Genomic DNA, 26,564 nt, shown 5'->3' with positions numbered 1-26,564 from the left:
GCTTCCCCAACCATGACCAGCCGCGTATACAGACTTCACTCGACACTTGAACTGCCGCTAGAAGATGCCTACGATTTCTTCGAGGACCCGGACCTGCCTCCCGAAATCGCAGACATCGACATCACTCGTCGGAACAATACGCTCATCGTCAGTGCCGTCGCCAAGGACGACTCGATGAGCAAGTACACCCCGACGGCCCAGCTCAAGGCCAGCGTCACGGAGAACCGGGTGTACGAAGAGGACCCCGACGAGATGGGACCGCCCGGAGCGGCGAGCACCGGCAGCTCCGGCGGCGGCCCGCAGTGGGGCGCGCTCGAAGAGGAAGAAGAAGAAATCGAGTCCGAACTCGTCGAGTACGCCTGCTTCAAGGGCGACCGCGAGACGGTACTCCAGAACACCGCGCTCCAGTACGCGATGTTCGAGGTCCTGTGTGACGTAGCAAAAGTCGCCGAGAAAGGGACATTGACCGCGATTGCAGCGGTCGACGAGGAACTCGAAGCCGTCCGCATCGTCGATGGGGAAGAGCGACCCGCCGCGATAAACGTCGCGGAAGAACCCCGCGACGGCGAGGAAGAAGAGGGCGTCAACTGGCGCGACAACGAGTTCATCTCGTAACGCACCAGCTCCAGTCGCGGATTCGTTTTCTCCGGCCGTCACGACACGTCCAGCGGAAGCACCGGAACGCTACGCCGTGAGCCCCGAGAGGTCGGCGTCGGTGAACTGCGACGCGATTTCGACCGTGAGGTTCGCCTCGATGTAGGCCGCAATCACGATGAGGACGGCAGCCGTCCCGAGCAGCCAGCCGGCTTCCCGGATGTCCTGCCCGGTGACGAGTTCGTCCGCGCGGCCGCGGATGTACTGAATTGTGTGCCACCCGAACCGGAGCCCGACGGCGGCGACGATGAGCAACGCGGGGATTTCGACGAGGCCGTGCGGCACGATGAGCGCGGCGACGACGACGGGGGAGACCTGCTTGAGCGCGATACCGACGACGACGCCGACGAGCAGACCGTTCAGGACGAGCGACAGGACCGTCATGGTCCCGAGCGAGACAGCGCCGAGCGCCATCACGAGCAACGCGCCGAGGTTGTTGACCGTCAGCGAGAGGGTCGTTATCTCGGCCGGCACGAAGGGGCTTTCGCCAGTCGTCCCCGGGTTCTGGAGCCAGGCGGCGGGTACCTGACTGCCGAGTCCGTATCCGAGCACGGCACTGGCAAGCAGTATCAGCGCGGCTACGGGGACATAGCGCAACAGCCAGCGGTGAAAGAGGCGGGTCGGAAGGCCGGGGCGGTCGTCCATACCACGCCGTTCGCGCCGGCAACAGAAAACCCGAGTGCCCGGGCGCGGCCGCCACCGATTTGCCACCGCATGACACACCTGTCGACTATCCAAAAAGTACTTGGCACTCGTAATTATATCTCATTACACTATGTCCGAATCAGCAGAGTTCCCGGACTATCTGGACGTCGACTACACCGACGGGGAAGGCGAGGACCCCGCGGAGTACCCGACGGTCAACCACAAGATAGAGAAGGCCATCGAGGTCACGAAGACCGGCCTCGAACAGTACGAGAACCCCGTCGTGATGTGGACCGGCGGCAAGGACTCGACGCTGACGCTGTACTTCGTCAAGGAGGTCGCCGAGCGCTTCGACCTCGAAGTCCCCCCGGTCGTGTTCATCGACCACTACCAGCACTTCGACGAACTCATCGAGTTCGTCGAGCACTGGGCCGACGAGTGGGACCTCGACGTCATCTGGGCCCGCAACGAGGACGTGGGCAACTACGTCGACGAGCACGGGCTCGAACCGGGCGACGACATCCCCGTCGACGAACTCTCCGAGCACAACCAGCACCACATCCGGAACATCCTCGAGTACGAGGAGGACACGTTCCCGTTCCTGCTCGACACGTACGTCGGCAACCACCTCCTGAAGACGGTGGCGCTCAACGACACCATCGAGGAACACGACGTCGACGGTATCCTGTCGGGCATCCGCTGGGACGAGCAGGAGTCCCGCGCCGACGAGACGTTCTTCTCGCCGCGCCACGACCCGGACATCTACCCGCCGCACGACCGCATCCAGTCGATTCTCCAGTTCGCGGAGGCAGACGTGTGGGAGGCCTTCTGGAACTTCGTCGTCCCGGACACGGTCGAGGGCTACCCGGACGACGGCTACGTCCCACAGGGCCAGGACGACCTGCCCGAGGGCATCGAGAAGGAGGACGTGCCGGTCTCGCCGAAGTACTTCGCCGGGTTCCGCTCGCTCGGGAGCGAGGTCAGCACGGACAAGTCCGCCGAAGAGCCCGCCTGGCTACAGGACATGGAGAACACGACCGAGCGCGCCGGCCGCGCCCAGGACAAGGAGGACCTGATGGAGCGCCTGCGCGACCTCGGCTACATGTAACCGGCGGTACCGCTGTTTTCACATCCGTCGCTTTTTCCAGGTACGAACCGAGACCACAGCCAGCCGTCCCGACCGGATGTTATTGCTGTAACACTTCGACAGGAGTCGATGTCGGTCCCGACGACAGCGCCACCGGGACCCGTGTGGCCACGGACGCGGTGTCGTCGTGTCGATTGTGACACACGCTGGAGTGGCGACAGGCGACGGTTACCAGCCGTCTCGGGACCTTGTTCATCCTTGTTGAACGGTGTAATTATTCGTCCAGCAATCAGGAAACCCGCTCAGAAAGCGCTGTATTCTCCGCTACGGGGCCGTACAGCCGACTTAGACAATTGTCGAGAAAAGGTTTAGGTACTGTCGAACAAAACGGACAGGTGAATGAGTTCAGACCAGTACAACTGTCCGAACTGCGGGGCGAAACTGAGCTACCAGACGACCAAGCACAACGGCTGTTCGAACTGCGGGTTCGTCCCGCCACACGGCGCCGAGTGAGACAGGGCGGGTCGGGATGACGGTCGGCCTGTCGTGCGTGTGGCTCCGACATCTATTTTCCTCGCGTCGGCGTACTCGCGGTCTGTGACGGACCGCACAGACCGGGGCGTTCTCGCCGGCGTCATCTTCGCCGTCCTGCTCGCGCAGGTCCTGCTGTATCCGGGCGTCGACAGGCTCGTCGGGACGCTGGGAGCCGCGACGGACCTGAACGCGAGCATGTGGTTCCTGGCCGCCGAGTTCGGCGCGTTCGTCGTCTTCGCCGGCGTGTGGGGCGTCCTCAGCGATGCGACGGGGCGGCGCACGCCCTTCATCGTCGGCGGGGCGGGCGCGAGCGCGGTGCTGTATGCCCTCCTCGCGTGGCTCCCCGGCGCTGTCTCGCTGCCGTTCGCCGGCGTGCTGGTCCTTCGGGCGCTCCAGGGGGGTGCCACCATCGCAGCGTTCTCGCTCGCGATGACGATGCTGATGGACCTCGGCGGCGGCCACGGCAAGAACATGGGCGCGGCGGGCATCGCAATCGGGAGCGGTACGGCGCTTGGCGCGCCGCTCGGCGGCCAGCTGTACGAGATTCAGACGACGCTCCCGCTGTACGCCGCGAGCGCGCTGTCGCTCGTCGTCGCGGTGGCCGCCCTGTTCGTGACCGACCGCGCGCCGTCGGACGAGCGGGCGGGGCTGGCGGCGACCGTCGCCGGTCTCAGACGGCGGCCGTCGCTGGGCGTCCCGTACGCCTTCGGGTTCATCGACCGGCTCACCGCGGGCTTTTTCGCGCTCGTCGGCACGCTGTATTTCAGGGAGACGTTCGAGCTTGGCCCCGGCGAAACCGGCGTCATGCTGGCGCTGTTCTTCGCGCCCTTCGCCCTCCTGCAGTACCCGTTCGGCGTGCTCTCGGACCGCATCGGCCGCACCGTGCCAATCGTCGCCGGGTCGGTGCTGTACGGGCTCACCGTCATCGGCGTCGGGCAGGCCCCGTCGGTCACCGTCGCCGGCGCGGGGATGGTGCTGACCGGCGTCATCGGCGCGCTGATGGCCCCCGCGACGATGGCGCTCGTCTCGGACCTCGCCGGCGAGACGGAGCGCGGGACCGCGATGGCTGGGTTCAACATCTTCGGCAGCGTCGGCTTCCTCGCCGGCATCCTCGTCGGCGGCACCGTCGCGGGCACCTTCGGCTATCCGGCCGCGTTCCTCGTCGCCGGCGGGACGGAGGTCGTCCTCGCGGTGCTGGCGCTCCCCGGACTGTTACGGCTCGACGACCCAGGTGGGGACGCCGTCGGAGGCTGACTACGACGCCTCCCGGACGGCCTCCACCGCCTCGGGGTTCTCGATGCTGGACATGTCGCCCAGTTCCTCGCCGCGGTAGGCGCCGGCGATGGCCCGCCTGAGTATCTTCCCGCTCTGGGTCTTGGGGAACTCGTCGACGAACAGCACGTCCCGGGGGCGGAACGGCTTGCCGAGTTCCTCGCCGACGGCCGCGCGAATCGACTCCCGGAGGTCGTCGGAGGCGTCGAAGCCGGGTTCGAGGACGACGTAGAGAACGACGGCGGTCCCGGTGGTGTCGTCCGGCGCGCCGACGGCCGCGGCCTGATTGACCGCGGCGTGCTCCATCGCCGCCCCCTCGACCTCCGCCGGACCGACCTTCCGCCCGGCGACGTTGAGCACGTCGTCGGCCCGCCCATGGAGGAACCACAGGCCGTCCTCGTCCTTCTGGGCCCAGTCGCCGTGGTTCCACACGTCGTCCCAGGTCGACCAGTACTCCTCGATGTACCGCTCGTCGCCGCTCCACAGCGACTTCGTCATCGACGGGCAGGAGTCCCGCGCCACGAGATACCCCCGCTCGTGGGCGTCGGCAACGGAGTTCCCCTCGGCGTCGACGATATCGACATCCATCCCGAGCCCGGGGCCGCCGAGCGTGCAGGGCTTGAGCGACTGTATCGGCATCGGCATGAGAAAGCAGCCCATGATTTCGGTCCCCCCAGAGATGTTGATTATCGGGCACTCGCCGTTGCCCACGTGCTCGTAGAACCACAGCCAGCTCTCGGGGTCCCAGGGCTCTCCGGTCGACCCCAGCAGGCGGAGACTGGAGCGGTCGTGGCCCGCCAGCCACTCGTCGCCCTGCTTTCTGAGCGCCCGAATCGCGGTCGGCGAGACGCCGAAAGTGGTGATGTCGTGGCGGTCTATCATCGCCCAGAAGCGGTCCGGGTCGGGGTAGTCCGGCGCGCCCTCGTACATGAAGACGGTGCCGCCGAGGGCGTGGTTCCCCAGCAGCGTCCACGGCCCCATCATCCAGCCGATGTCGCTCACCCAGAAGAAGCGGTCGCTGGGTTTGTGGTCGAAGCCGAAGTAAATCTCCTTGGCCGCCTGGAGGAGCGCGCCGGCGTGCGTGTGGACGATGCCTTTCGGTTTCCCGGTCGTCCCCGAGGAGTACAGGAGCATCGACTCCTGGTCGCTCGGGAGTTCTTTCGCGGCGTACTCGTCGGCGGCGGCCCCGACGGCCTCGTCCCACCACTCGTCGCGACGGGTCCAGCGAATCGTCTCGTCGGGGTCGTCGGCGACGCCGAGGCGGTCGTAGACGACGGTGTGTTCGACCGGGACCGCGCCGAGTTCGTCGCCGGCCTGCCTGATGGCCTCGTCGGCGGTGCCCTTGAGGTGGACGCCGGAGCCCCGTCGGTAGAAGCCGTCGCCGGTGAACAGGACGGAACACTCGGCATCCGCGATGCGGGTCGCCGTCGCGTCGACGCCGAACCCGGAGAAGATGGGGACGGCGATGGCCCCGACTTTGAGACAGCCATAGAGGATGGACGCGACCTCGGGTATCATCGGCATGTACAGGCCGACGGTGTCGCCGGTGCCGACGCCGACCGAGTCCAGGTAGTTCGCCACTTTGCTGGCCTGCCGGTTCAGTTCGTGGTACGTGACCTCCCGGGTGTCGCCGGGTTCGCCCTCCCAGATGAGCGCGACCGTGTTGCGGGTGGGACTGTCCCGCGCCGCGTGGCGGTCGACCGCGTTGTGGGCGGCGTTGATGGTCCCGCCGACGTACCAGTCCGTGAACTGCGGTCCCGCGCTACCGTCCCGGACCGCGTCGTACGCCTCGAAGAACTCGACGTCGAGATACTCCGGGAGCGTGTCCCAGAACCACTCGACGCCGGAATCGGGCTCCTCGGGCAGGTCCGTGGTCGTTCGCTCGACGAGTTCGGCGTAGTCGTCGATGTCGTAGGTCTGCATGAACTCCCAGACGTTCGTCGACTCGACGAACGAACGGCTCGGGTCGTGAACGATGGTGTCGTGGTCTTGCTCACTCATTGTGCGTGTGTCCCGTCGGTCACTCGGCGGTCGGTACGCCCACGGACGGCGGAGCGGCGTGTGCGGACCCCAACCGGCGGTCGCGGCTCGACCCCGCACCGTCTACGTGGCATGGTACTGTGGCTCATGTTCACGTGCTAATTTCTCGTTCGTAGGTCTTTGTCGTTCCGCCGTCAGTCACGCCGCAAACCCTTTTCACTGCGGGAGCCAACGTTCGGCTATGTACGTCCGGGATGCCAAAAACAGGGAGGAGGTCTGGCTGCTGGACCGTATCGAGGAGATGGGGCTGGACGAGACGGCCTTCAGGTCCCGGGACTACGTCGTCGCCATCGACGAGAAGAGCCACGAGAAGGCGGGCTTCGGCCGTATCCGCATTCACAAGGGCGGCGACGAGCCCGTCTGCGAACTGACCAGCATCGGCGTCCTGCCCGACTGGCGCAACCAGGGCGTGGGCGCACACGTCATCGAGCGGCTGGTCGAGTACGCGGGCGACGAGGGGTTCGACACCGTCTACTCGCTGACCAGCGCCTCCGAGTATCTCGCGCAGTTCGGCTTCGAGCGCATCGAGCCCGCGCAGCTACCCGGCCCGCTCCGGGACCGGCTGGCAACCAAACAGGAGAACATCCAGCCGGACGCGGTGCCGCTCCGGGTGGCCGTCGACCGCTTCCAGGTGCCCGGACGCCTCCGCACGCGGTTCAAGCAGGCCAGTGCCGGCGAGCCCGAGGACACCGAGCCGGAGGAGGGACCGGAGGACTTCGGCATCGACCCCGACGAGGCGACCTACAAGTACGACACGGGCGACTGACTATCGGACGTCGACGACCTCGACGTCGAACACGAGCGTCTTGCCCGCCAGTTCGTGGTTGAAATCGACCTCGACGGCGTCGTCCCGGACCGCCGTCACGTCCCCGTGGAGGCCGTTCTCGGCCTCGACGTGGAGCCCGACCGCCGGGTCCTTCCCGACCATCCCCTCGAACGTCTCGGGGTCGTACTCGCGGACGCGGTCGGCCTGGAACTCGCCGTAGGCCTTTTCGGGGGGCACTGTGACGGTGGCCTCCTCGCCGGCGGCCAGTCCGACCAGCGCCTCGTCGAGGCCCTCGATTATCTCCCCGGCACCGACGGTGAAGGAAAGCGGCGCGTACTCGCTCGCGTCGACGCCCTGTGCCTCGATGAGTCCGTGCTCCCTGGCGACCTCGGGACGTGACGTATCGAAGACGGTCCCGTCCTCGAAGCGGCCGACGTACTCGATGGTGACGCTGTCACCCGGTTCGATTGGCATACCCCCGGTAGTCGGCGACGACATAAACCCGCCTCGGACCGACTCGTGGCCGCCCCACCGCGAGCTGGATATTAAAAACCGTGAAGGATTTGGGAACCCTTAAGCCACCGCCGTCCGACAGTCCGCCCATGTTTGACCCCGACGAGCTGGCGGAGATACGGGAGTCGAAGACCCAGTGGGAGGAAGACGACGTCCAGCCCACCGTCGACCGCTTCGGCGAGCGCAAGGAGACGTTCACGACGGACACGGAGGGCCACGGGGTGGACCGCCTGTACACGCCCGCCGACGTTGCTGACCTCGACTACGAGGACGACCTGGGGTTCCCTGGCCAGGAGCCCTACACTCGCGGCGTCTACCCGACCGGGTATCGGGGCCGCCTCTGGACGATGCGCCAGTACGCCGGGATGGGGACCGCGACCGAGACAAACGAGCGGTTCCACTACCTGCTCGACCAGGGCCAGACCGGGCTCTCGATGGCGTTCGACCTGCCGACGCAGATGGGCTACGACTCCGACCACGCGATGGCCGCCGGCGAGGTCGGCAAGACCGGCGTCGCCATCGACTCGCTGGACGACATGGAGACGGTCTTCGACGGCATCCCGCTGGACGAAGTCTCGACCAGCATGACCATCAACGCGCCCGCCTCCGTCCTGCTGGCGATGTACATCGCCGTCGGGGACAAGCAGGGCGTCGACCGCGAGGAACTGCGCGGGACCATCCAGAACGACGTGCTCAAGGAGTACATCGCCCGCAATACGTTCATCTACCCGCCGGAGCCGTCGATGCGGCTCATTACCGACATCTTCGAGTTCTGCGCCGCCGAGACGCCGAAGTTCAACACCATCTCAATCTCGGGGTATCACATCCGCGAGGCCGGGTCGACGGCCGCCCAGGAAATCGCGTTCACGCTCGGTGACGGTATCGAGTACGTCGAGGCCGCCATCGAGGCCGGGCTGGACGTCGACGAGTTCGCGCCCCAGTTGTCCTTCTTTTTCGCCTCCTACAACAACATCTTCGAGGAGGTGGCGAAGTTCCGGGCCGCTCGCCGTCTCTGGGCGAAAATCATGGACGAGCGCTTCGACGCCCAGAATCCCAAGTCCAAGCAGCTGAAGTTCCACACCCAGACCGCCGGGTCGACGCTGACCGCCCAACAGATAGAGAACAACGTCGTTCGCGTCTCCTACCAGGCGCTCGCGGCAGTCCTGGGCGGCACCCAGAGCCTCCACACCAACGGCAAGGACGAGGCCATCGGCCTGCCGACGGAGCAATCGGTCAGGACCGCGTTGCGGACCCAGCAGATTCTGGCCCACGAGTCCGGCGCGGCCGACACCATCGACCCGCTGGCCGGGAGCTACTACGTCGAGTCGCTGACCGACGAACTCGAAGCCGAGGCCCGCGACCTCATCGAGGAGGTCGACGAACGCGGCGGGATGCGCCGGGCCATCGAGGAGCAGTGGGTCCAGCGCCAGATTCAGGACGTGGCCTTCGAGCGCCAGCGCGAGCAGGAGGAGGGCGAGCGTATCATCGTCGGCGTCAACGAGTACCAGGTCGAAGAGGAGGGCGAGCAGGACATCGAGGAGGTCGACGAGGCCGTCGAGCAGGCCCAGCAGGACAACGTCGCCGCCGTCCGGGAGGAGCGCGACGAGGAAGCAGTCGCGGCGAAACTGAACGCGCTCCGGGGGGCCGCCGAAGGAGATGAGAACGTCATGCCCTACATCATCGACGCGGTGAAGGCCTACGCCACGACCGGGGAGGTGTGTGACGTGCTCCGGGACGTGTTCGGCGAGTACCAGCCCGGTTCGTCGCTGTAGGTCGATTTCGAATCCGAAGTGAAGCGGCGGTATCGCCTTCGTTTCGAAGTAGCAATCGGCATGAACGATGGCCGAGTAGTTCCAGCTATGGCACGCTATCGTGACCACGGGAGGTCCGCATGAGCGCACAGTCGTCCGACCGCCGGCTCGTCGTGGTCCTGCTCGCAGTCCTCGGCGCACTCGTCGTACTACCGTTGCTCACGATGGGGCTGGGCATGATGGGCGGCGGGATGTACGGCGGCGGGATGTACGGCGGCGGGATGTACGGCGGCGGGATGTGGGGCGGCGGCCACATGTGGGACGGACAGATGGGGCCCGGCGGCGGGACCGCCCCCGGCTGGGTGTTCCTGGTCGGCGCGCTGCTGCAGGTGCTGTTCCTTGCTGCCCTCGTCGGCGTCGGGTACCTCTTCTACCGGGCCGTGACCGGGGCCGCGAGCGGCGGTCGCGACGACGCCATCGCCGAACTGCGCCGGGCCTACGCGAGAGGGGACCTGGACGACGAAGAGTTCGAGCGGCGACGCGAGCGATTGGAACGGGAGTAGGTCGGGTGCGGTCGCCCTGTCACGGAGGTATATACCGCACGCGGTCGAAGCCCCCCGACATGCGCTTCGACCACGCCGGCATCGCAACCGACGACGCCGACCCGCTCGCGGAACTGTTCGCCGAGGCCTTCGGGACGCCGGTCGTCCACGAGGAGACCTTCGACGGCCTGCAGGTGACGTTCCTGGAGATGGGCGACGGCTACTTTGAACTGCTGGAGCCGCTGCCCGACGCTGACGGCGCGATTCCGCGGTACCTCGACGCGAACGGGCCGGGCATCCACCACGTCGCGCTGGAGACCGACGACCTCTCCGCCGCGCTGGAGACGGTCGCCGACTGCGGCATCGACCGCATCGACGAGGAGCCCCGACCGGGCGCGTGGGGCCACGACGTGGCGTTCCTCCATCCGAAGTCGACCGGCGGCGTGCTCGTGGAACTGGTCGAGCACTGACCGACCGTCGCATCACTCGTCGTCCAGAAACGCCGCGAACCGCTCCCGGGCCCCCGGCGTCAGCCGCTCGGGCGGCTCCGCGAACCACGCCGCGCCGACGAGTTCCGACTCGTCTACGTCCAGCGCCCCTCGCTTGTACGCCGCTTCGAGGTAGATATCGAGCGTGTGTACCGACCCCTGGGCGTCGGTGTCGGGATAGTACATCGAGTGGACGACCTCCGCGACGCCGGTGACCGTACAGCGGATACCGGTCTGTTCGTTGACCCGCCGGACGGCGGTGCCCTGCACCGACTCGTACTCGTCGCCCTTGCCGCCGCCCGGCAGCGCCCACATGTCGGCCCCGCGGCCCAGCACCAGCAGGACGCGGTCGCGGGTGTCGCCGGCCGCCTGGTCGGGTATCTGGTCGCTCAGCGCCGGGAAGTCGGTGCCCTCGCGGGTGACGAACGCGACGCTGTTCCCGGAGTAGCCGGTGCCACGCGTCGCGGCGAACACGTCGGCGTATTCCTCGGGCGACAGTTCGAACCGCTCCTCGGTGACGGGCACCTCGTCGTAGGACGCTTCCAGGCTCGAAATCCGCCGCTCGACGTTCGTCTGATTGATTTTTTCGGTGAGGTTCGCCTCCCCAGGCCCCGTGTCGTCGCCAGTCATACGGGGTGATGCTGCGGGGCACCGATAAGTGCCGCGGTCCGACCGATGGAAAAGAACTTGTATTTTGCTTGTCTGGTCCCGGACATGAAAGCGATTGTCCTCGCGGGCGGATACGCGACCCGGCTCTGGCCAGTCACCAAGCACCGGCCCAAGATGCTGCTCCCTGTCGGCGACACGACCGTCATCGACCGAATTCTCGGGGAGTTAGAGGCGGACAATCGCATCTCCGACGTGTTCGTCAGCACGAACGAGCGCTTCGCCGAGGACTTCCGGGACCACATCGCCGCGAGCGGATTCGAAAAGGCGTCCCTGACAGTCGAAGAAACGGCCGAGGAAGACGAGAAGTTCGGCGTCGTCGGCGCGCTCGCCCAGCTGGTCGACCGGGAGGGCCTCGGCGACGAACCCCTGTTAGTCATCGCCGGCGACAACCTCATGGGCTTCGACATCGGCGAGTTCATCGACTACTTCGAGCAGTACGGCGACCCCACGCTGGCCGCCTACGACGTCGGGTCCCGCGAGAAGGCCAAGTCCTACGGCCTCGTCGAACTCGACGGCGAGCGCGTCGTCGACTTCCAGGAGAAGCCGGACGACCCCAACAGCACGCTCGTCTCCATCGCCTGCTACGCGTTCCCCGCCGACGCGATTCGCTTCGAGGAGTACCTCGAGGACGGGAACAACCCCGACGAACCCGGCTGGTTCATCCAGTGGCTCGTCGACGACGGCCCGGTCCGGGCGTTCGCGTTCGACGACGCCTGGTACGACATCGGGACGCCCGAGAGCTACCTGGAGGCCGTCGCGTGGGAACTGGACGGCGAGAACGTCGTCGCCGAGGACGCCACCGTCGAGAACACGACGCTGGGCGAGAACGTCCACGTCCTCTCGGGGGCCGAAATCGTCGACTCCAGCCTCGACCGGACCATCGTGTTCCCGGACACGACCATCCGCGACTCGGACATCCGCGGGTCGATTATCGACCGCGACACGCGGGTCGAAGGCCTGGACCTGTCCGGCGCGCTCATCGGCGCACACACGAAGTTGACCGACGGCAGCTGACTCGGTGGATTACGCCAGCCACGCGTCTTCGATGTCGAGCGTTCCTCGGCTGCCGTCGTACCTTTTTCATCGTCGGGTGACCTCGGCCGGCGGCCTGCGGGCACCACTCGATGAAAAATCTACGCGAAAAAGCCGGTCGCTCGTTCGCACCGCTCACTCCCGACCGGTCCGACGGCACCTCACGCCAGCCACGCGTCTTCGATGTCGAGCGTTCCTCGACTGCCGTCCCACTCCGTCTCGTACGCCAGTTCTATCCGGCGGTCCATGTGTGGGCCGTCGGTGACCAGCGTCTCGAACTCGCCGCCCTCCCCGAGGATGTGGACGCCGTACTCGTCGTTGAGCGCCTCCAGTTCGTCGAGCGCGTCGGCGTCGAGCGTCCGCCCCAGCCATGACTCGTCGAGGCCGTACGCGGCCACGCGGATAACCCGTATCTCGAAGCCGGCGTCGAGCATCGCGTCGGCGAGGTCCCGGGGGTTCTCCTGCCAGAGCGGCGCGAACACGTTTGCTTCGAGGCGTTCGGCCATCGACTCGATGCGGGTGGTCTGGTACTCGCTCTCGACCGCGCCGGCGGTGACGCCGCCGATGCCGCCGTCAAGTTCGGCGTCGAGTTCACCCAGTGCGGCCTCCAGCGGTTCGAGTTCGGCGTCGCCCTGTGCGCCCGAATCGGGCACGTCGTCGGCGTCGAAGTCGTCCGGTTCGACCTCGACCAGCGGGATGCCGATGCTCTCGGCGGCGAGGCCGGCCAGTCGGGTCGCCGGCACGTGATACATGTACGAGTCGCCCTCCGGGTGCACCGTCACCAGTCGCTCGACGGGGTAGCCCCGTTCCAGTGCCCGGTACAGCGCCCACGAGGAGTCCTTGCCGCCGGAGAACAGCGAAACCCACGCGCCGTCTGTCATGGCCACCGGTAGCCGGCGGGGGCGTAAATCGCTGTCTATTCCACCAGTTCGTCCTCGATGTCGGTGTGGCTGACGTAGGTCGCCACCCGGACGCCGACGAGGCTGATGAGGATGCCCGCGAGGATGAACATGGCGAGGCGGGTCCCGGCTTCCAGCGTGAACCCCTGTATCTGGACGACGCCGAGGTCGGTCGGCCGGACGCGGAACGGCGCGAACACGCCGCGGCGTTCCAGAAAGTAGGCGGAAAAGCCGCGAACGACGAGGCCGACCGCGACCGCACCGAACGGGAGGTTCACGTACGCGCTCCGGACCCCTTCTCGCTGGATGAGTTCGTCGAGCAGGCGGCCGAGCGAGGCGGCCAGCGCCGCACCGGTCAGCCACGGGACGGAGGCGAAGGCAAAGCGGTTCGCGAGCAAGAAGGGACTGATGTCGCCGGCAGCGGAGACGCCCAGCACGCCGGCGAAGACGCCGACGAGCGAGAGGCCGGCGGCGACGACGTAGGTCACGAGCGACACCTGTCCAGAGTAGAGGGCTTCCCGGGTCTGGCCGGGGAGCCGCGAGAGGTAGGTGTCGATGCCCAGTCCCTTGTAGATGAGGAACACGCCGACGGCGGCGGCGATAGCGCCGACGGCGATGGTCGGGCTGGTGACGACGAGCAACAGCGGGAACGCGAGCATGATGACCCCGACGGGGACCAGCACCGTCTTGCGCAGTTCCTCGTCGGCCAGGAACTGCTTGAGCAGGTAGTACGTCGACTCGATGTCCCGGGCCTGGCGGACGACGACCCGGTCGACGGCGTCGACCTTGACGCGGCTCTCGATGATGGGGACCAGCCGCTCGTCGTCGGCGCTGTCGACGACGACGACCGCGGAGTCGGGGTGGTGTTCGCCGACCAGGTCGTCTATCTGGCGGGCGATTTCCCGGTCGGAGCCGACGCTGTCGCTCCCGCCGCCGACGACGGCGAGGACCGGTTCGGAGCCGTCGGCTTCGAGTTCGTCGGCGACCGCGAGCCCCTCCAGAAGGCAGTTGACCCGGCTGTCCTCCGGGTCGATGACCCCCGTCTGCGTGATGAGTTCCTCGACCGCGTCGCGGCCGACGACGGGACACGCCGCTGTGGCCGGCCCGTCCCTGTCGATACACACCACCAGCGTACTCACACTACGGCGAAGGCGGTCCCCGAATAAAAAACCTCCCGAGCCGTCGCTTCGGCACGCGGTTTCGTCGTACTCCCACCTCGTCGTTGAGTGGTCTCACCTCCTCGCCTGCACACCGGTTTCCCACTCTCGGGCGCCCTCCGCGGTTCTAGAGCAGTGCTGTGTCACGGGCCCACGAGAATACCTCGCTCGACAACCCGCCGAAACTGGTCCCGGAACCGACGCCGGTAGGTGGGCCCGGTCCCACAGTCGATAGGTGTATAGTTATCGGATACGTGTAAGAAACTATTGAGAATGGTCCACCGACTAATCAATCGGTTTCCAACGCCGGCGAGAGAGCCGGTATATATTATCGCTATTGATGGTCAGAGTGGAGCCGGTATCCGACAGCGGTTCGAGCGCAGTGAACTGTCGAACCCGATAGAGATGGTCTCCCCCGAGTCGATTTCGGGGCTGGAGACAGCGACTGCCGCCGGCGTCGTCTGTCTCTGTGCCGCCGGGCAGTCGGGCCGCGACGCCGGGGGTGACGAGCACAGCGGGACCGGGCGAACCGGCGTCAGTTCGGTCGTCGGGGACGTCGTCTCGGCCGAGGTCGACTGTCCGGTCTTCGCCGTCGGCGAGCGCGTGGACGTCGCCGCCGCCTACGACGCCGGGGCGTTCGACGTCGTCCCGCTGGATTTCACGGAGCACGCGGGGACGGTCGTGGACAAGGTCGCGCAGGCGCTCAGCCGCACACAGAACGAACGGCTCCTGTCCGGTGTGGTCGACGAGGCCGCCGACGGGATACTGCTCCACGACCCGGACACCGGGGAAATCCTCGCCAGCAACGACCGGTTCTACGGGATGCTCGGAATGGACCCGGCGACGCGGGACCTCACGTTAGAAGACATCACCGGGCACGACAGCGAGTTCACGAGAGACAGGGCGGTTTCGCTGGTACGGCAGGCCGCCGACGGGACGCCGACGACGTTCGAGTGGCGGGACCCAACCAACGAGGGCCGGGACATCTGGGTGGAGGTGAAACTCGAATCGGCGCGACTGGCTGGCCGAGAGTACGTCGTTGCCGCCGTGCGCGACATCGAACAGCGGAAGGAGCGCGAGCGGGAACTCCAGGAGAGCCGGGCACGGCTCCGGCGGTTGCACGAGATTACGGCCGACCCGGAGATGGACCTCGACGAGCGGGTGCAGGAACTCCTCGCGTTCGGCGCGTCCGCACTCGATATGTCGGTCGGTTTCCTCTCCCGTATCGACGAAGCGGCGGGCGATTTCGAGGTCGTCGAAGCGGCGGGCGACCACCCGCTCATCCAGGCGGGAGCGGAGAGCGACCTCGGGGAGACGTACTGTCGGAAGGTCGTCGAGGGGGAGTCCCTTGTCGCCATCGACGACGCCGAAACCGCGGGGATGACAGACGACCCGGCGTACGAGAAGTTCGGGCTCGGCTGTTACCTCGGCGCGGAAATCGTGGTCGACGGCGACCGCTACGGGACCCTGTGTTTCGCCGACGAGTCCCCTCGACGGGAGCCGTTCTCCGAGACCGAGCAGGCACTCATCGACCACATGGCGCAGTGGTTGCGCCAGGAACTGCAACAGCGGGAGTACGTCCGCGAAATCAGGGCGTCACAGGAGCGGGAGCAGCGCGTCATCGAACGGGTCGACGACGCGTTCTTCGCTCTCGACACCGAGTGGCGGGTGCAGTACGTCAACGACGCGGGCGCGGCGGTGCTCCGCGACGCGATGGACGCGGAGTACGCCAGGGACGACCTCATCGGACGGCACCTCTGGGAGGAGATACCGGACGCAGTCGAGACGGCGTTCTACGACCGGTACCACGAGGCGTTGGACGAACAGCGGTCGGTGTCGTTCGAGGAGTACTACGAACCGCTGGACGTGTGGTTCGACGTCCGCGCCTATCCGGACGAAGACGGGCTCTCCGTGTACTTCACCGACGTCACCGAACGGAAGGAGCGCGAGCAGGAACTGGAGCGCTACGAGACGATTCTCGAATCACTGGACGACGCCGTCTACGCCATCGAAGCCGACGGCACGTTCACGTACGTCAACCGACAGTACGCGTCGATGAAAGGCGTCGACCGCGAGCGGCTGCTCGGGACGAACATCTACGACTGGGTCGACGACGAGACGGCGGCCCGGGCCGACGCGGTCCGGCGACAGGTCGAGGACGGCGAGCGCGACGTGGGCGTCCTGGAGTACGAGTTCCAGTCGGTCGACGGGGAGACGACGCCCGTCGAGATGCGGTTCGCCCCGGTGGGGGAGCCGGGCGGGAGTAACAGGCGCGTCGGCGTCATCCGGGACATCAGCGAGCGGAGGGAACGCGAACGGGAACTGTACATCAAGCAGCGAGCGCTGGAGGAGGCGTCGATTCCGCTGACGCTGAGCGACCCGTCGAAGGAGGACAATCCGCTGGTGTACGTCAACAAGTCGTTCGAAGAGCTGACGGGGTACGATGCGACAACGGCGACCGGCCGTAACTGTCGGTTCCTGCAGGGGCCGGACACAGACCAGGAGACCGTCGACGAAATCCGGGCGAAAATCGAGGCGGAGGAGGACGTCTCGACCGAGATTCGAAACTACCGGGCCGACGGCAGCGAGTTCTGGAACTGGCTCAGTGTCACACCGATTTACGACGAAGACGGAACGCTGCTTCGCTACCTCGGGAGCCAACGGGACGTGAGCGACCGCCGTCGGAACCGACGGATTCGCAAGGAGCTGTTGTCGACGACCAACAAGTTGCTGAACGCGGAGTCGCGGGAGCGGCTCGCGGAAATCATCTCCGAGGCGACGGCGTCGGTTCTGGGCTACGACCTGAACGCCGTGTACCTCCGGAGCGACGAACCGCAGGACTCGCAACTCACCGCTGTCGCGTGGCCGGACCGCATCGAGCGACTCTACGACGGCGCGCTCTCGCCCGACCCGGCCGGGCCGGTCAGAGAAGCGTTCGAAACCGGCGAGCCGGTCATCTGGACCGCCACCGACGACGAGAGGGCCGGCGTGACCGAGCGGTACAATCCGGTGTCGTCGATGCTGGTCCTTCCGCTCGGGGACCACGGGGTCCTCGCGGTCGGGAGCACGGACCGGGGGACGTTCGGCGAGGCCGAGAAGAACCGCGCGCGATTGCTCACGGTGAACGCGACCACGGCCTTCGACCAGGTGGAGCGCAGACAGGAGCTCGAACGGTACGAGACGGTCTTCGAGACGGTCCGCGACAAGCTCTACGTCATCGACAACGACGGGTACATCGAGATGGTGAGCCAGCCCCTCGCAGAGGCGGCGGGCTACGACGCGGATGAACTCCGCGGCCACCACGTCTCGAAGGTGTTGACCGAGGAGACAGTCGACGACGGTGATGCACGCATCCTCGACCTCCTGGTGACGCCCGACGCCGTGAGCAGTACCTACGAGGGCGTACTGACCTGCCGGGACGGCGAGCGGGTCCCCGTCGAAATCGAGCTGTCACTGCTCCCCTACGACGACCGGTTCCAGGGGACGGTCGGAGCCGTCCGCGACATCAGCGAACGACGCGAGCGCGAAGAGGAGCTCCGCGTCGTCCGGCGGGCGCTGGACGAGGCCGGTATCGGCCTGGTGATGTACAACGGCGCCGGCCGCTTCGAATACGTCAACGACCACTACGCGCGACTGCTGGGCCGGACGCGGGACGACATCGAGGGCGCGCACGTCCGGGAGACGTTCGGGGAACTGGAGCAGGAGACGTTCTCCGCGTACCGGGAGTCGTTCATCCTGGGGGAGACGCGAACCGACGAGACGGAGCATTACCGCGGCGACGGGTCGACGGTCCCCGTGGAGACGGTCACCACAGCGGTCGAAGTCGACGGGACCGAACACCACATCCAGACCGTCCGGAAGATAACGGAGCGACGGGAGCGGCGGCAACAGACCGAGGTCCTACAGCGGCTCATCCGACACAACCTCCGGAACGACCTGACAGTGATTCTCGGCCACTCCGAGATGCTGGCGGAGACCCTCGACGGGACGAACGCGGGGGCGGCCGAGACAATCAACGGGGCGGCGAGCCGGCTGCAGGGCCTCACGGCGACGGCCCGGCGGGCACAGGAAATCATCGGCCGCGAGATAGTGCGGAAACCCGTCGACGTCGTGCCACTCCTCGAAGACGAGATTTCGAGGCTCCAGTCCGAGTCCGAGGTGACTGTCGAGACCGACCTGCCGGAGACACGCTTCATCCTCGCCGACACCCCGCTTCGGCAGGCGTTCCGGCAGTTGCTCACGAACGCCGTCGAACACAACGACAGCGCGCGGCCGACCCTCTGGGTCCGGATTCGGGCCGCTACGGACCGGGCCGGCTGGGTCGACATCGAAATCGCCGACGACGGCCCCGGCATTCCCGACCACGAAGTGGCGACGCTGACGGCCGGCGAGGAGACGTCGCTGCAGCACAGCAGCGGCATCGGACTGTGGATTATCAAGTGGGTCGTCACGCGCTACGGGGGCGACCTGGAGTTCGAGACGCGGGACCGGGGCGGAAGTCTGGTCCGAATCAAGCTCCCCGTCGCGGACCGGCAGGCCGAGGCCACGGTCGACAAATCGTCGGCGGACGTCGACAGATGAGACGCCGGTCGAGCCCTCCGGGTGCGGCCGGCCGGGAGCGCGCTGTCGCCACGGTTTTGTGTTCGGGCCGGAGTTGACCCCGTATGTCGCTCCGGGATACCGTCGATTACACCGCCGTGCTCCTCGTTCTCGCCGGACTCCTCTTCTGTGTCCCGCTCGTGGACATGTGGCAAGACGTTACGGCCGGCGGAAAGTCACCCCTGTCGACGCTCCTGGAGAACTCGATAGTCATGGCGCTGTCGGGCGGGTTCGTCTGGCTGAGTCTCTGGCTCTCCCGGAACGACTGGGAGCGGGAGTACAGCCAGCTCGTGGCGCGCTGGTCCATCCTCGGGACGGGCTGTGTCGCGCTGGCCTACGGCTGGGTGCTGGGGTTCCAGGTCGTCTTCCAGAACGATTTGAAGCCCTACGTCATCGCCGGGGACGGCATCATCATCGGCGGACTCGTCCTGTTTATCGCAGGCATCTACAACGCGCGGAGCAAGCGCGAAAGCGCGGCCCGGGCCGTCGAGCGGGACCGGTTCTCGGCCCTCTTCGACAACACGTCCGACGCGATGATGGCCGTCGAGTCGGCGACCGACGGGGCGGTAATCGCCGCCGTCAACGAGCCGTTCCAGCGGGCGTTCGGGGGCCGGACCGTGGGGTTTGTCGGACAGCCCGTCGTCGAGACGGTTTCCGAGTGGCTCCTCGCCCCGGAGCCGGCGGAGCAGGCGGCCGAGACACCGCCGTCGACCCGACTGGAGACAGTCATCGGGGAGCCGGACGAACAGGCGGAGCTCCGCGCAGCGACGGCGGACGGCCCCCGGGACTATCTCGTCACTTACGTCCCAGTCGGGGCCGGTCCGGACCAACACGACGAGGCCACGGGGTTCGTCATGTTCACGGACATCACTGCACAGAAGAAGCGCGAACGGCAGTTCGAGACCGTGAGCCGGGGGGCGGAGGGCCTGCTGAACGCGCGCTCGGTCGAGGGCGTCGTGGCTTCGACCCGGACGCTCATCGGCGAACTGTTCGATACGCTCGCCGTCGGCGTGTGGGAGTACGAGCCGGAGTCGGGAGCCTACCGACCGATTATGCTCACCGTCGGCGAGGGCGATAGCCGCCAAATCGAGGGTGTCCCGCCGGTGCCGGCCGCGGAACCGGGACGGGCCAGCGACGAGGCGGTCGGCCCGGACGGCGACGGCGCAGGTCCGGAAATCGACGTGGACGCGGTCGGCGAGGCGCTCTCGTCGGCCGGGATTCAGACGCACAGCACGTCGGTCAGGGACCTGCCCGGTACCCACGTGCTCACCGTCAGCCGGCCCGGGCCGGAGCTTTCGGACACCGAGCGGCATCTGCTCGACCTCCTCGTGGCGAACACGCGAGCGGCGATACACCGCGTCGAACGGGAGGAGGCGCTCACGCGCCGAAACGACCAGCTGGAGTTCGTCAACAGCCTGCTGCGACACGACATCCAGAACTCGATGACGATTATCAGGGCCCGCGGGCAGGCCCTCTCGGAGTCGCTCTCGGGACAGGACGCGGAGTACGCCCGGACGGTCGTGGAGCAAAGCGACGACGTCATCGACCTCATCGGACAGTTCCGGGTCCTGCTCGACGCCCTGACTGCGGTCGGCGCGGAAAACACGGAACCGGTATCGCTCTCGTCGGTGCTCGAAGAGCGAGTGGACACGCTCGAAACCACGTATCCCGACGTCACGGTCGAGACCGACATCCCGGAGGGCGTCACGGTCGAGGCAGACGAAATGCTCGGCAACGTCCTCGGCAACGTCCTGGACAACGCCGTCGAACACAACGATAGGGCCGAGCCCAGTCTCGAAGTGTCGGTAACCGTGCGGGACGACACGACCGCCGTTCGGGTCGCGGACGACGGGCCGGGCGTCCCCGACGCCGAGAAGGAGACGGTCTTCCGGCGCGGCAATCGCGGTCTCAAGGACGCCGACATCGGCTCGGGCTTCGGGCTCTTCTTCGTCGACACGATGCTGGAAAAGTACGGCGGCCAGGTCGCAGTCACCGACAACGAACCGCGGGGGGCCGTGTTCACGCTCTCGTTCCAGACCGCCGACTGACACGCCGCGTGTTCCCGACTGTTATTTACGTCCGGGGGCTGATTGGTGCGATAGAGACGCTTGGTCACGGACATGACGACGGAACAGGACCCGGTCGTGCTGGTCGTCGACGACGACGAAAAGCTCTTAGAGACCTACGAGATGTGGCTCGCTGCGGACTACGACCTCCGGACGGCCGCGAGCGGGGAGGAGGCGCTCGAGAAACTCGACGAGGCCGTACAGGTAGTGTTACTCGACCGGCTGATGCCGGGGCTGTCGGGGGACGAGGTGCTCGACCGAATCCGGGCGTCCGGCGTCGAGTGTCAGGTGGCGATGGTGACCGCCGTCGAACCGGACTTCGACATCGTGGACATGCCGTTCGACGCGTACGTGCCGAAGGCGCTGGACCGCGAGACGGTGAGAGAGACGGTCGACCGGCTCGTCGCGCGCGCCCGGTACGACGGGACGCTCCAGGAACACTACGCCGTCGCGGAAAAGCTATCCACTATCGAGAGCCGGAAGTCAGACGCCGAAATGGCCGAGAACCAGGACTATCAGGAGCTCCTGGAGCGGTTCGACGAACTCGACGAGCGGCTGTCGACGCGGGCGTCGAACCTCGACCGTGAGGACATCGTGAGCGGTATCGGCGACGTACCGGACGTCGACGTTTCCGGGACGGACGAGAGGGATTCACAGGGGGACTCTGCATGACAGACACTACTGACGAGCGGCCGTATCGGCTTCTCAATACGCTGGACGACCTCGAAATCCCGGCCGGGACGAGCATCCTCGTCACCGCGTCGGAGCCGGCCGGAACGGAGTTCCTGTTGCGACTGCTCGCAGAAGGCCGTCGGGAGGACGAGAACCTGCTCGTGCTGACGACGGATACGCCGGCCGGGGACATCACGGCCGACATCGCGGCGGCGGCGGGCGACGGCGGCGACCACGACGGCAACACCCGGATTATCGACTGCCAGACCGAGTCCATCGCCGTCGAGGACGATGCCGTGGTCACCCAGGACGTCAACACCCCACGCAATCTCACCGACATCGGTATCGGATTCAAGGACGCGTTCGACGACTTCGACGCCGCCGAAATAGACCGCACCCGGTTCGGCCTGGTCTCGCTCTCGGTCATCCTCTCGTACGTCGACCAGGAGACCGTCTACCGGTTCTGTCAGACCCTCACCCGGGGCGTCGACCAGGAGAACGCGCTCGGGCTCTTCCTGCTCAACATCGACGCACACGACGACGGAACGATTAACACGCTGCGACGGGCCTTCGACGGCGTCATGACGCTTGACTCGACGGACGGGGAACTGTCCGTTCGCCTGTCCGGCATAGACGGGATAGCGGAGGACTGGCTGACAGTCGACGAGTAAGCGGTCCGAGGCCGGGAGACTATCGCCGGAACGAGAGCCCCTCGACGTCGCCGTCGACGACGCCGGCGACGCCGGCACCGAGCGCGTACGCGACCGCCTGTGCGCCACCGCGGAGTTTGCCCGCCAGCCCGCGCTCCGGTTCGTACTCCTTGACCGTCACCGGTTCGCCGAGCCGTTGCTCCAGGCTCGCCTCGACCTCGTCTCGCGTCCCGAGCCGGTCGACGAGCCCGCGCGCCTCCGCCTCCTCGCCGAGGAAGACGCGTGCCTCGGTGTCTTTGAGCGTCTCGACGTCCATCTCGCGGCCCTCGGCCACGGTGTCGACGAACTGGTCGTAGTAGTCGTCGACGATGCCCTGGAGGTACTCGCGCTCGTCCTCGGACAGTTCCTTCAGCGGAACGCCGGCGTCCTTGTACTCCCCGGCCGTGAACTGCTCGTAGGAGAGGCCGAGCCGGTCGGCAAGCTCCTTGGCGTTGACCCGCGAGCCGACGACGCCGATTGAGCCGACGATAGAGCCCTCCCGTGCCCACAGCTCGTCGCAGCCGGCGGCGATGTCGTAGCCGCCGCTCGCGCACACGTCAGTCGCGTAGGCGATGGTCGGGCCGTCGAACGCCTCGGCGGCGATGCGGATGTCCTCGCTGGGGACGATTTCGCCGCCCGGCGTGTTGAGCTTCAGGAGCAGCGCCTCCGAGCCGCGGTCGCCGTCGGCGCGTTCTATCTGCTCGACGATATCGTCGGCGGACGCGCCGACCGGCGGACTGGTGATGCCGCCGCCACCGTCGCGGCTAATCGGCCCCTCGACGGCGACCTCCGCGACGTTGTGTGCCGGCAACAGCGACCCGGCGACGTTGCTGCCGATGCGCAACGCCCCGAGGAGGAGGGCAAGCAGCAACAGGACGCCGAGCAGTTCCGCCAGGTCGTCCGGGACCACGACGAACAGGAACCACCCCGCAACAGCCGCGAGGACGCCGATACCCGCGACCAGGAGCCCGCGGACGATGTCGTCTGCGTCCGCCATTACTGATACATCCCGAGCGGCCGGGCGCTCGTGCTCTCCTCCTGGTTCTCCTGGAGCTGCTGTGCGAGCTGGGCCTTTGCCCGGCCGATTTCCTCGGCCTGCTCAACCAGCGCCTCCGTGTCGATCTCGAAGTCGGTCAGCGGACTGATACCCGTCCGGAGGAGCGCCCGCGCCGCCTCCGGGTCTGGGAACCGCTGGTCAGCCTCGACGACGAGCGCGATGCTGGTCAGGCCAACCCGCTGTGACTCGTGGACCAGCGCGCCGGTGGGGCCGGTAATCGCGCCGTTCTCGGAGGGTGGCTCGACGTTCGCGTCCTGCAACATCGCCGCCCCGTCGCCGGTCGAGACGCCGTACACGTCGGGAACGCCGTCTTTCTCGGCGGGGCGGCCGCTGAGGAATATCGGCGTCACGTCGTTCGCCTCGAACCAGCTCACCATACAGCCGGCGAACTCCTTCGCACCGGACGGGGAGACGGGCGCGTCGCTCTGGAGGACGAGCAGGTCACGGTCCGCGTCCGCGTACAGGCGGACTGGCGGGCGAACCTCCGGGTCGTCCGTCCCGTACACGGCGATTTCAGGCAACCCCTCGCAGTGGGCCGACGCGTAGTACGCCATCCCGTACGCGTCGACGAGGTGGTCGGCGGCTATCTTGCCGACCAGACCGACCCCCGGTAGTCCTTCGACCAGTGTCGGCGAATCGAGCGAAATGTCGTCGCGGTGGACCTGTACGTGTGCCATACCTCAGGTATCGGCCGCCGACGGCTTGAAAGCCATGGGCCACGGGCGTCCGAAACCCACAAACCGGCCGCAAGCGAACGCCGGACAATGGAACCACTCGACCGCTACCGTCCCATCGTCGACGACTTCGAGGCGTTCATCGACGCGTGTGAACGCCCGTTACCGTCGGCCGTTCGGGTCAACACCATCAAAGCAACCGTCGAGCGGGTCCGGACAGCGCTCGCCGACGCGGGCATCGCCCACACTCCCGTCGACTGGCACGACGGTCTGTTCGTCCTGCCGGAGGACTCCCCCGGCGCGAACTGGCCGTACTTCCACGGCTGGATTCACGGCCAGGAAGAGGTGTCGGCGATTCCGGCGACCGTACTGGACCCCCGTCCCGGCGAGCGGGTCTGGGACGCCTGTGCCGCGCCGGGCAGCAAGACGACCCAACTCGCCGCCCTGATGGACGACACCGGCGAGGTCGTCGCGACCGACAACAACCTCGGCCGCATCTCGGCGCTGCGGACGAACACCGAGCGGCTGGGCGCGACGACGGTGGCCGTCACCCACGAGGACGGCCGCAACCACTCGCTCAAGCCCTTCGGCGGCGAGGGGTACGACCGCGCGCTCGTGGACGTCCCCTGCTCCTGTGAGGGGACAGTCCGCAAGAACCCGGACACGCTGGAGGACTGGTCGCTCTCCCACGTCGAGGGCATCTCCGGCGTCCAGAAGGGCGTCCTCAAACGCGCCGTCGAGGTGACCGAGGCCGGCGGCACCGTCGTCTACTCCACCTGCACGTTCGCGCCGGAGGAAAACGAGGCCGTGCTGGACTACGTGCTAGACGAGGCGGCCTGTGACATCGTCGAGTACGACCTCCCGCTCGACCACGCTCCGGGCGTCACCGAGTGGCAGGACGAGACCTACGACCCGAGCGTCGCCGACGCCAAGCGAATCTACCCCCACCACAACGACACGGGCGGGTTCTTCTGTGCGAAACTGGAGGTGCGAGCGGAATGAGCGACCAGAGTACGGAGTTCACGCGGCTCCCCGAGTCAGACGACGAGCGCGAGGACCCCGAGCGGGCGACTCGCGAGGAGGTCCTCGACTTCTGGCAGGACCGCTTTGGTGTGCCGCCGGAGACCTTCGAGGAGCGCACATTCTGGGAACGGGGAGCCGGCAAACTGTGGCTGTACAGTGGGACTCCGCCGTCGCCGGTGGACACCGAAGGGCTGGGGATGACGTTCCTGCGGACGCGCCAGGAGCACTGGAAGCCGACGCTGGAGGCCGTCCAGCGGTTCGGCGACCGCGCCTCGAAGAACGTCATCCACCTCGGAGAGGAGGCCGCTCGGGCGTTCGTCGCCGGCGAGGACCGGGAACTCGACTGGGACGGCGACTGGGGGTACCTCGTCGTCACCCACGACCTCGCCGGCGAGACCGAACCGGTCGGCGTCGGCCTGTACGTCTACGGCGAACTCCGGTCACAGGTCCCGAAGGGTCGCCGTCGAGACGTCTGAGTTCACCGTCCGTGCCGGTACGGTCACCCGCTGGGCGACTGTGCGGCCGCCGCGCCCTGCATCGCGTACAACTCCGCGTACGTCCCGCCGTCGTCGAGGAGTTCGGCGTGGCTCCCCCGTTCCGTGACCTGCCCGTCCTCGACGGTGTAGATTCGGTCGGCGTTGGAGACGGTCGAGAGCCGGTGGGCGTGCGCACACGACTCGGTAACACAGTGCAGACCAAGCGGCTGCGAAACCTCGCGTTCACGACCGATTTACACGAGATACTCGACAGTTTCGAGACACACGGTGTGCGCGGGCTTCCGTTCAAGGGTCCGGCGCTGTCCGCCGCTGCCTACGGCGACGCGACGGTGCGTGAGTACAACGACCTGGACCTGCTCGTCCATCCGGACGACATCCCCACCGCCGCGGATATTCTGGAAGAGCGGGGCTACGAGTGGCGCGAGGACACACCGCGACTGGACGACGCCGCGCTGCTTGGCGGTCCCGTGACGAAGTCTATCGTGCACGAGTACGAGATGCGAGGGCCGGAGTTCGAAGCGGAGCTCCGCTGGCGGGTGGGCGACGCCGAGCGCCCCTTCTGCTCACCGTTCGGTGACCTCTGGGACCGCCGCGACACGGTCGCGGTCGGCGGCCAGCCGCTCCCGGCGCTTGCACCGTCGGACCGGCTCCTCGCGCTGGCGTTCCACGGAACCAAGCACCGCTGGTATCTCCTGAAGTGGCTCTGTGATTTCGTCGCCGCGCTGGAGTCGGCGACAGTCGACTGGACCCGCGTGTTCACCCGGGCGCGGGACGGTGGCGTCGAGCGGAAACTGTTGCTCGGGGCTGCACTCGCTCGCGACGTCTTCGACTACGACCTCCCAGCACCGGTATCGGCCCGCCTTCGCACGGACGACCGCGCCACCGAGCTAGCGGAGACTGCCATCGAGTCGCTGGTCAGTGAGGAGCTACGGGCACCCACACGGCTCGAGACCGTACGGTTCTACATAGCCTCCAGCGACTCGCTGACCGCGCTGGTGCCGTTTCTGCTCCGGTACTCGGCGCTGCATCCGACCTATTCGGAGTACCGGTTTTGCCCGCTCCCCGGTCCGTTGCACCCGCTGTACTACGTCATCTGGCCGCTCCGCACCCTCCTCGAAACGACATCGGGCCGTCGACAGCGGGCCGAGGGACCGGGCGACGGCCCGGCATGACGCCGAGTCGCTCCCCTCTGTCCACGGACGACTGCCCGCATGCGAAGCGGCCGCCCTGCTGTGTCC

The 26,564-nt window shown here is 67.1% G+C and carries 23 protein-coding genes; 15 read left to right on the top strand and 8 right to left on the bottom strand.

Annotated features, from left to right (window positions below):
* Positions 1 to 12 precede the first annotated feature (12 nt).
* Positions 13 to 615: a DUF7110 family protein gene (locus VI123_RS15260; RefSeq protein WP_053968013.1), complete on the top strand. Its 603-nt coding sequence runs from the start codon at positions 13 to 15 to the stop codon at positions 613 to 615.
* Positions 616 to 684: 69 nt separating this feature from the next.
* On the opposite strand, the gene VI123_RS15255 is transcribed toward VI123_RS15260, so the two are convergent.
* Positions 685 to 1,299 carry a stage II sporulation protein M gene (locus VI123_RS15255; RefSeq protein WP_336338927.1) on the bottom strand — a complete coding sequence of 205 codons (615 nt, stop codon included), beginning with the start codon at positions 1,297 to 1,299 and terminating at the stop codon, positions 685 to 687.
* A gap of 130 nt (positions 1,300 to 1,429) precedes the next feature.
* Here VI123_RS15255 and VI123_RS15250 point away from each other — a divergent pair, with 130 nt between their 5' ends.
* Both VI123_RS15250 and VI123_RS15245 read left to right on the top strand, forming a co-directional pair.
* Complete coding sequence (locus tag VI123_RS15250; RefSeq protein ID WP_336338926.1) at positions 1,430 to 2,407, top strand: phosphoadenosine phosphosulfate reductase family protein; 978 nt, start codon at positions 1,430 to 1,432, stop codon at positions 2,405 to 2,407.
* Positions 2,408 to 2,983: 576 nt separating this feature from the next.
* Positions 2,984 to 4,174 (top strand): MFS transporter, encoded by a 1,191-nt coding sequence (locus tag VI123_RS15245; protein WP_336338925.1) that lies wholly within the window; start codon positions 2,984 to 2,986, stop codon positions 4,172 to 4,174.
* On the opposite strand, the gene VI123_RS15240 is transcribed toward VI123_RS15245, so the two are convergent.
* Positions 4,175 to 6,193: an AMP-binding protein gene (locus tag VI123_RS15240; protein WP_336338924.1), complete on the bottom strand. Its 2,019-nt coding sequence runs from the start codon at positions 6,191 to 6,193 to the stop codon at positions 4,175 to 4,177. It abuts the gene before it with no gap.
* 220 nt (positions 6,194 to 6,413) lie between these two features.
* Here VI123_RS15240 and VI123_RS15235 point away from each other — a divergent pair, with 220 nt between their 5' ends.
* The gene (locus tag VI123_RS15235; protein ID WP_336338923.1) at positions 6,414 to 6,998 is read left to right on the top strand and encodes a GNAT family N-acetyltransferase; all 585 of its coding nucleotides are present in this window, start codon (positions 6,414 to 6,416) and stop codon (positions 6,996 to 6,998) included.
* Here the strand turns inward: VI123_RS15235 and VI123_RS15230 are convergent, their stop codons facing one another.
* A complete protein-coding gene (locus VI123_RS15230) occupies positions 6,999 to 7,472 on the bottom strand; it encodes an FKBP-type peptidyl-prolyl cis-trans isomerase (protein ID WP_336338922.1) in 474 nt (157 codons plus the stop codon).
* 128 nt (positions 7,473 to 7,600) lie between these two features.
* On the opposite strand from VI123_RS15230, the gene VI123_RS15225 reads away from it, so the two are divergent.
* The 3 genes from VI123_RS15225 to mce all read left to right on the top strand — a co-directional run bounded on the left by VI123_RS15225 (position 7,601) and on the right by mce (position 10,274).
* On the top strand, positions 7,601 to 9,283 hold the full coding sequence (locus tag VI123_RS15225) for an acyl-CoA mutase large subunit family protein (RefSeq protein ID WP_336338921.1): 1,683 nt from the start codon (positions 7,601 to 7,603) through the stop codon (positions 9,281 to 9,283).
* Positions 9,284 to 9,402: 119 nt separating this feature from the next.
* Positions 9,403 to 9,825 carry an SHOCT domain-containing protein gene (locus VI123_RS15220; RefSeq protein WP_336338920.1) on the top strand — a complete coding sequence of 141 codons (423 nt, stop codon included), beginning with the start codon at positions 9,403 to 9,405 and terminating at the stop codon, positions 9,823 to 9,825.
* A gap of 59 nt (positions 9,826 to 9,884) precedes the next feature.
* A complete protein-coding gene (gene mce, locus VI123_RS15215) occupies positions 9,885 to 10,274 on the top strand; it encodes a methylmalonyl-CoA epimerase (RefSeq protein ID WP_336338919.1) in 390 nt (129 codons plus the stop codon).
* A 12-nt stretch (positions 10,275 to 10,286) separates the two neighbouring features.
* Here the strand turns inward: mce and VI123_RS15210 are convergent, their stop codons facing one another.
* Positions 10,287 to 10,922 carry an NUDIX hydrolase gene (locus VI123_RS15210; RefSeq protein WP_336338918.1) on the bottom strand — a complete coding sequence of 212 codons (636 nt, stop codon included), beginning with the start codon at positions 10,920 to 10,922 and terminating at the stop codon, positions 10,287 to 10,289.
* A gap of 84 nt (positions 10,923 to 11,006) precedes the next feature.
* Here VI123_RS15210 and VI123_RS15205 point away from each other — a divergent pair, with 84 nt between their 5' ends.
* On the top strand, positions 11,007 to 11,975 hold the full coding sequence (locus VI123_RS15205) for an NDP-sugar synthase (protein ID WP_336338917.1): 969 nt from the start codon (positions 11,007 to 11,009) through the stop codon (positions 11,973 to 11,975).
* Positions 11,976 to 12,154: 179 nt separating this feature from the next.
* Here the strand turns inward: VI123_RS15205 and VI123_RS15200 are convergent, their stop codons facing one another.
* Together VI123_RS15200 and VI123_RS15195 are read right to left on the bottom strand one after the other, a co-directional pair.
* A complete protein-coding gene (locus tag VI123_RS15200) occupies positions 12,155 to 12,874 on the bottom strand; it encodes a diphthine--ammonia ligase (RefSeq protein ID WP_336338916.1) in 720 nt (239 codons plus the stop codon).
* 35 nt (positions 12,875 to 12,909) lie between these two features.
* The gene (locus VI123_RS15195; protein ID WP_336338915.1) at positions 12,910 to 14,031 is read right to left on the bottom strand and encodes a DUF373 family protein; all 1,122 of its coding nucleotides are present in this window, start codon (positions 14,029 to 14,031) and stop codon (positions 12,910 to 12,912) included.
* Positions 14,032 to 14,454: 423 nt separating this feature from the next.
* On the opposite strand from VI123_RS15195, the gene VI123_RS15190 reads away from it, so the two are divergent.
* The 4 genes from VI123_RS15190 (at position 14,455) to VI123_RS15175 (ending at position 22,057) form a co-directional block, all read left to right on the top strand.
* Positions 14,455 to 18,630, top strand: coding sequence for a PAS domain S-box protein (locus tag VI123_RS15190; RefSeq protein WP_336338914.1), 4,176 nt, complete (start codon positions 14,455 to 14,457; stop codon positions 18,628 to 18,630).
* 83 nt (positions 18,631 to 18,713) lie between these two features.
* Positions 18,714 to 20,696: a sensor histidine kinase gene (locus VI123_RS15185; RefSeq protein ID WP_336338913.1), complete on the top strand. Its 1,983-nt coding sequence runs from the start codon at positions 18,714 to 18,716 to the stop codon at positions 20,694 to 20,696.
* A 72-nt stretch (positions 20,697 to 20,768) separates the two neighbouring features.
* Positions 20,769 to 21,386: a HalX domain-containing protein gene (locus VI123_RS15180; protein ID WP_336338912.1), complete on the top strand. Its 618-nt coding sequence runs from the start codon at positions 20,769 to 20,771 to the stop codon at positions 21,384 to 21,386.
* On the top strand, positions 21,383 to 22,057 hold the full coding sequence (locus VI123_RS15175) for a DUF7504 family protein (RefSeq protein ID WP_336338911.1): 675 nt from the start codon (positions 21,383 to 21,385) through the stop codon (positions 22,055 to 22,057). Before VI123_RS15180 ends, VI123_RS15175 begins: the two co-directional genes overlap by 4 nt.
* A gap of 19 nt (positions 22,058 to 22,076) precedes the next feature.
* Here VI123_RS15175 and sppA read toward each other — a convergent pair whose 3' ends face one another.
* Complete coding sequence (gene sppA, locus VI123_RS15170) at positions 22,077 to 23,072, bottom strand: signal peptide peptidase SppA (RefSeq protein ID WP_336338910.1); 996 nt, start codon at positions 23,070 to 23,072, stop codon at positions 22,077 to 22,079.
* Complete coding sequence (locus tag VI123_RS15165; RefSeq protein ID WP_336338909.1) at positions 23,072 to 23,809, bottom strand: proteasome assembly chaperone family protein; 738 nt, start codon at positions 23,807 to 23,809, stop codon at positions 23,072 to 23,074. Before VI123_RS15165 ends, sppA begins: the two co-directional genes overlap by 1 nt.
* Before the next feature lie 87 nt (positions 23,810 to 23,896).
* Here VI123_RS15165 and VI123_RS15160 point away from each other — a divergent pair, with 87 nt between their 5' ends.
* From VI123_RS15160 to VI123_RS15150, 3 genes are all read left to right on the top strand, one after another.
* Positions 23,897 to 24,808, top strand: coding sequence for an RsmB/NOP family class I SAM-dependent RNA methyltransferase (locus VI123_RS15160; protein WP_336338908.1), 912 nt, complete (start codon positions 23,897 to 23,899; stop codon positions 24,806 to 24,808).
* Positions 24,805 to 25,305, top strand: coding sequence for a DUF7122 family protein (locus VI123_RS15155; RefSeq protein WP_336338907.1), 501 nt, complete (start codon positions 24,805 to 24,807; stop codon positions 25,303 to 25,305). Before VI123_RS15160 ends, VI123_RS15155 begins: the two co-directional genes overlap by 4 nt.
* A 212-nt stretch (positions 25,306 to 25,517) precedes the next feature.
* Positions 25,518 to 26,498 carry a nucleotidyltransferase domain-containing protein gene (locus tag VI123_RS15150; protein WP_336338906.1) on the top strand — a complete coding sequence of 327 codons (981 nt, stop codon included), beginning with the start codon at positions 25,518 to 25,520 and terminating at the stop codon, positions 26,496 to 26,498.
* The last annotated feature ends 66 nt before the right edge of the window (positions 26,499 to 26,564 follow it).

Source organism: Haloarcula sp. DT43, assembly GCF_037078405.1.
Taxonomy (GTDB): Archaea; Halobacteriota; Halobacteria; order Halobacteriales; family Haloarculaceae; genus Haloarcula; species Haloarcula brevis.
The sequence above is the reverse complement of the archived record's forward strand: the minus strand, read 5'-3'. Positions and strand labels throughout refer to the sequence as shown.

What these genes read in the sequence shown, in the direction of transcription:
- VI123_RS15180 (WP_336338912.1), top strand. Translation starts at nt 20,769, where the DNA reads ATGACGACGGAACAGGACCCGGTCGTGCTGGTCGTCGACGACGACGAA.
- VI123_RS15250 (WP_336338926.1), top strand. Translation starts at nt 1,430, where the DNA reads ATGTCCGAATCAGCAGAGTTCCCGGACTATCTGGACGTCGACTACACC.
- VI123_RS15190 (WP_336338914.1), top strand. Translation starts at nt 14,455, where the DNA reads ATGGTCTCCCCCGAGTCGATTTCGGGGCTGGAGACAGCGACTGCCGCC.
- VI123_RS15230 (WP_336338922.1), bottom strand. Translation starts at nt 7,472, where the DNA reads ATGCCAATCGAACCGGGTGACAGCGTCACCATCGAGTACGTCGGCCGC.
- VI123_RS15255 (WP_336338927.1), bottom strand. Translation starts at nt 1,299, where the DNA reads ATGGACGACCGCCCCGGCCTTCCGACCCGCCTCTTTCACCGCTGGCTG.
- VI123_RS15210 (WP_336338918.1), bottom strand. Translation starts at nt 10,922, where the DNA reads ATGACTGGCGACGACACGGGGCCTGGGGAGGCGAACCTCACCGAAAAA.
- VI123_RS15165 (WP_336338909.1), bottom strand. Translation starts at nt 23,809, where the DNA reads ATGGCACACGTACAGGTCCACCGCGACGACATTTCGCTCGATTCGCCG.
- VI123_RS15225 (WP_336338921.1), top strand. Translation starts at nt 7,601, where the DNA reads ATGTTTGACCCCGACGAGCTGGCGGAGATACGGGAGTCGAAGACCCAG.
- VI123_RS15155 (WP_336338907.1), top strand. Translation starts at nt 24,805, where the DNA reads ATGAGCGACCAGAGTACGGAGTTCACGCGGCTCCCCGAGTCAGACGAC.
- VI123_RS15240 (WP_336338924.1), bottom strand. Translation starts at nt 6,193, where the DNA reads ATGAGTGAGCAAGACCACGACACCATCGTTCACGACCCGAGCCGTTCG.
- VI123_RS15235 (WP_336338923.1), top strand. Translation starts at nt 6,414, where the DNA reads ATGTACGTCCGGGATGCCAAAAACAGGGAGGAGGTCTGGCTGCTGGAC.
- VI123_RS15220 (WP_336338920.1), top strand. Translation starts at nt 9,403, where the DNA reads ATGAGCGCACAGTCGTCCGACCGCCGGCTCGTCGTGGTCCTGCTCGCA.
- VI123_RS15185 (WP_336338913.1), top strand. Translation starts at nt 18,714, where the DNA reads ATGTCGCTCCGGGATACCGTCGATTACACCGCCGTGCTCCTCGTTCTC.
- mce (WP_336338919.1), top strand. Translation starts at nt 9,885, where the DNA reads ATGCGCTTCGACCACGCCGGCATCGCAACCGACGACGCCGACCCGCTC.
- VI123_RS15200 (WP_336338916.1), bottom strand. Translation starts at nt 12,874, where the DNA reads ATGACAGACGGCGCGTGGGTTTCGCTGTTCTCCGGCGGCAAGGACTCC.
- sppA (WP_336338910.1), bottom strand. Translation starts at nt 23,072, where the DNA reads ATGGCGGACGCAGACGACATCGTCCGCGGGCTCCTGGTCGCGGGTATC.
- VI123_RS15260 (WP_053968013.1), top strand. Translation starts at nt 13, where the DNA reads ATGACCAGCCGCGTATACAGACTTCACTCGACACTTGAACTGCCGCTA.
- VI123_RS15205 (WP_336338917.1), top strand. Translation starts at nt 11,007, where the DNA reads ATGAAAGCGATTGTCCTCGCGGGCGGATACGCGACCCGGCTCTGGCCA.
- VI123_RS15160 (WP_336338908.1), top strand. Translation starts at nt 23,897, where the DNA reads ATGGAACCACTCGACCGCTACCGTCCCATCGTCGACGACTTCGAGGCG.
- VI123_RS15175 (WP_336338911.1), top strand. Translation starts at nt 21,383, where the DNA reads ATGACAGACACTACTGACGAGCGGCCGTATCGGCTTCTCAATACGCTG.